The organism is Chitinimonas sp. BJB300 (assembly GCF_002735695.1).
Lineage (GTDB): Bacteria > Pseudomonadota > Gammaproteobacteria > Burkholderiales > Chitinimonadaceae > Chitinimonas.
Genome location: NZ_PDZH01000245.1, coordinates 1 through 2,860, shown reverse-complemented (window position 1 = coordinate 2,860; position 2,860 = coordinate 1). Strand labels below are relative to the sequence as shown.

The following is a 2,860-nucleotide window of genomic DNA, read 5'->3' as shown; positions in this document are numbered from 1 at the left end:
ATGAGATTCATGTTTATCACCCCAGATTCTCCGGCAGAAACACCGGATGGTTGCACACCCAGGGGTGGAAACTATTGAACGCTGTTTACCCCTGGAATCTGGAAAGTTTTGCACGCTGTTTTACACGGCAAAGGAGCCAAACTGCCGCTGCTGCGCATCGATCCAGATGCGTCGGCGGCTATCCTGTACGTTCTTCTCGACGACCCCTTTCTCCCAGCCCGAGGCAGCATTGCAGAAGTCGGGGTCAAACAGGTAGTGCGCGCACATCACAGCAAAGCGCGCATTGACGGTTCGCCCCTTACTCTTATTGATCCGATCAACCGCCGTCTTCATGTTGTCGTAGATGCCACGACGGGGGATGCCACCCAAGGCCGTGAAGGCGCGGGTGTGCGCATCGAACAGCATTTCGTGGCCCTGGCTAGGGTAGGCCACCAGCCAAAAGGCACGGCTGGCTCAGAGCTTGAGGTGAGCGACCTGCATGCGGCGATAGAGGCCGCCAATCACTAACCCCTCCTCGCTCCAGTCAAACTGAAATGCCTCACCCAAGGCAAACTGCAGCGGTACAAAGGCGTGCAGTGCACTACCTTTACGACCGCGCCAGTCACGGATAAAGGCTGTCAGTTGGCTGTAACCGCCTTGGTAACCCTCCGCCTTGATTTGCGTGAACAGCGCCCGGGCTGTGCGTCGATCCGGTTTGGGCCGATGGGAATCAGCCTGGAGTGCCTGCTCCAATGTGGCGTAGAAGGTAGAGAGTTTCCCAGCTGACGCGGCTCGCTGGTAAGTGGGTGGCGCCGGTTCCTCTGGCATTCGAAGCCATTTGCGGATGGTATTGCGCGACAGACCTGTGCGCTTGGCAATCTCATGCAGCGACAGCTTGTCGCGTAGATACATCCGCCGAACCTTACCTAACATTTTCATGGTGATCACCCTTTCTCTCCTGCCTAGAAATTAGGCAGGGCAAGTAGAACACCTGGGTCAGTTTTCGGTCAGCCGCAACAATCTGTATTCCCTTTTAGGTCCGTAATATACCTATCGAGGTGTCCGTTGGGATTAGACCACTACAATCGCCTTCACCTTGCACAATGAGCTGCTGACGGCCCGATTGGTCGCCGATGTCCATGGCCAGGTTGCCGGCACCAACATGGCCTCCCTGACTGTCATTATGTTGGACGAGCTGCTGGGCAGGCTACGGACTTCCGAGAACGCCCAGTTTGATGCAGATCTTCTGGAGGCTTTTCTTAATGCTGCGTCACCCGACTGGCGCGACCAGCTGGGCGAGTCCGCTGCCGCCGGTTCCTGCACGGACCATGATCCCCGGACCTGATACCACAGATGTCGGGCTGGTTGAGCGAAGCCATCAGCCTCGCTTACCGGCAGATCAATGCCGAGAAACGCCATGCCGACTCCGACGGTCGTTGAATTATGCTTACTCAACCCTGCCGTCCAGCGTGCACGCTGCCTAAAGCAACGGTAGCATCACACAACCGCTGAAGGTTCATGTCATGGCCGAATCCCTCCCGACGGTAAAGACGGGTTTTCTAGAAATAGTGCGTGCGGCCAAGCCAACGACAGCCGTTGCTGGCCAAAGCCGCAGCATCCTGGTTAAGGCAGCGCTGGCTCTGCGCCAACAGGCTGCCCACTTACCAGCGGCCGCCAAGCTCTTAACGCAGCTCGACGACTGAGACATCGTCCAAGTCAATTCACTGGGCTCGATGGTAGATACCGGGTGATTCATGGCATGCTTATCTGGCATGCCTGAAGAACTGCGATTGGAATTGCCGTTGAGAATGCCATCAACGCTACGGTCATCAATGAACCGTGATCGAACGCATTTTGTTTCACAACGCTGTAGCTACTTCATACGTCCTTCAGGGCGCTGCTGACTAGTTCTATATCAGCAATGTTCAGTGCCAATTCGATTCCGCCCGGTAGTGGCTTCAGCAACGGCCTTTGGATGTGAAGATTGCCTCATGTCGATCTGAACCTTAGCGCGACGACGCCCCGTTTTCTGCATCCACACTACCGTGGAATGGACATGGAATACCCCCCCACTGACATGTGCAATTTCAGTAGCATTTAAGCGCTGCATGATATTTTTTCCGATTGAACCGCTGTGACAAAGACGTGGCACTTCATTTCATCTACTAGTCAGCTCAGCGTGACAAGCGATGAATAAACGTTTGTTAGCACCAAGATCAGTTTGACGCTGTCACGGCAAACGGACTTTGACTTAGCGCAAACTCTTGCTATTTGCCTGCCCGACCCGATAGCAATAGGAGAATTAACCATGGAACTGCAGAAAATATCGTCAGAACCACCAGACCTAAATAGCCAGAGCGTTACCAATCAGCCATGAGAATTAGCCGAGAGACAGGAACACGTTGAGCTGATTGTTCAACGTTCATATGAGGCGGCACCGCTGCCCAAGGGTCGTCAAAAATACGAACGTTGAAGATAGACGATCGTGCGATGTAAGAAAACGACTTAGCGGAGATAATGGCATTAACGTTCAAGATCATAGATAGCGAATAATATCTGACGCGTAATCGCACAGAAACACCACGTGGAAAAGCACTGCACTTGAAGCCTTCTATCTAGAAAAGTCTCATCCAGATCCAGGATCATCTACATCAAACGTAGAAACCTCCTTCTCAAGACTCCCTACAGAACCACCAAGACACTTCAAGACCTCAAAAGCACCAGGCCGCCCTGCGGCCGCAGTTACCTGATGCTTACCATATTTAACATTTGTTTCATGGATTGATCCTACTCCCTGGCTGGCCAAATGAGGTACCTGTGCGGGATTAAGCACTTCCTGGATAACGTGCTTATAGGCAGCAATGGTCTGCCGGGTGAAGCC

Annotated in this window: 3 protein-coding genes and 1 pseudogene; 2 read left to right on the top strand and 2 right to left on the bottom strand. The window is 53.4% G+C overall.

Annotated features, from left to right (window positions below; translation table 11 throughout):
- Positions 1–129 precede the first annotated feature (129 nt).
- Positions 130–918 (bottom strand): annotated as a pseudogene (gene istA / locus CSQ89_RS20820) (IS21 family transposase); the annotation flags it as partial.
- A 157-nt stretch (positions 919–1,075) separates the two neighbouring features.
- Here istA and CSQ89_RS20815 point away from each other — a divergent pair.
- Positions 1,076–1,324 (top strand): hypothetical protein, encoded by a 249-nt coding sequence (locus CSQ89_RS20815; RefSeq protein ID WP_099407897.1) that lies wholly within the window; start codon positions 1,076–1,078, stop codon positions 1,322–1,324.
- A 178-nt stretch (positions 1,325–1,502) separates the two neighbouring features.
- Complete coding sequence (locus tag CSQ89_RS20810; protein WP_099407896.1) at positions 1,503–1,682, top strand: hypothetical protein; 180 nt, start codon at positions 1,503–1,505, stop codon at positions 1,680–1,682.
- Positions 1,683–2,605: 923 nt separating this feature from the next.
- Here the strand turns inward: CSQ89_RS20810 and CSQ89_RS23405 are convergent.
- Positions 2,606–2,860: hypothetical protein (locus tag CSQ89_RS23405; RefSeq protein ID WP_308418193.1), on the bottom strand; the 255-nt coding region annotated here is incomplete at its 5' end.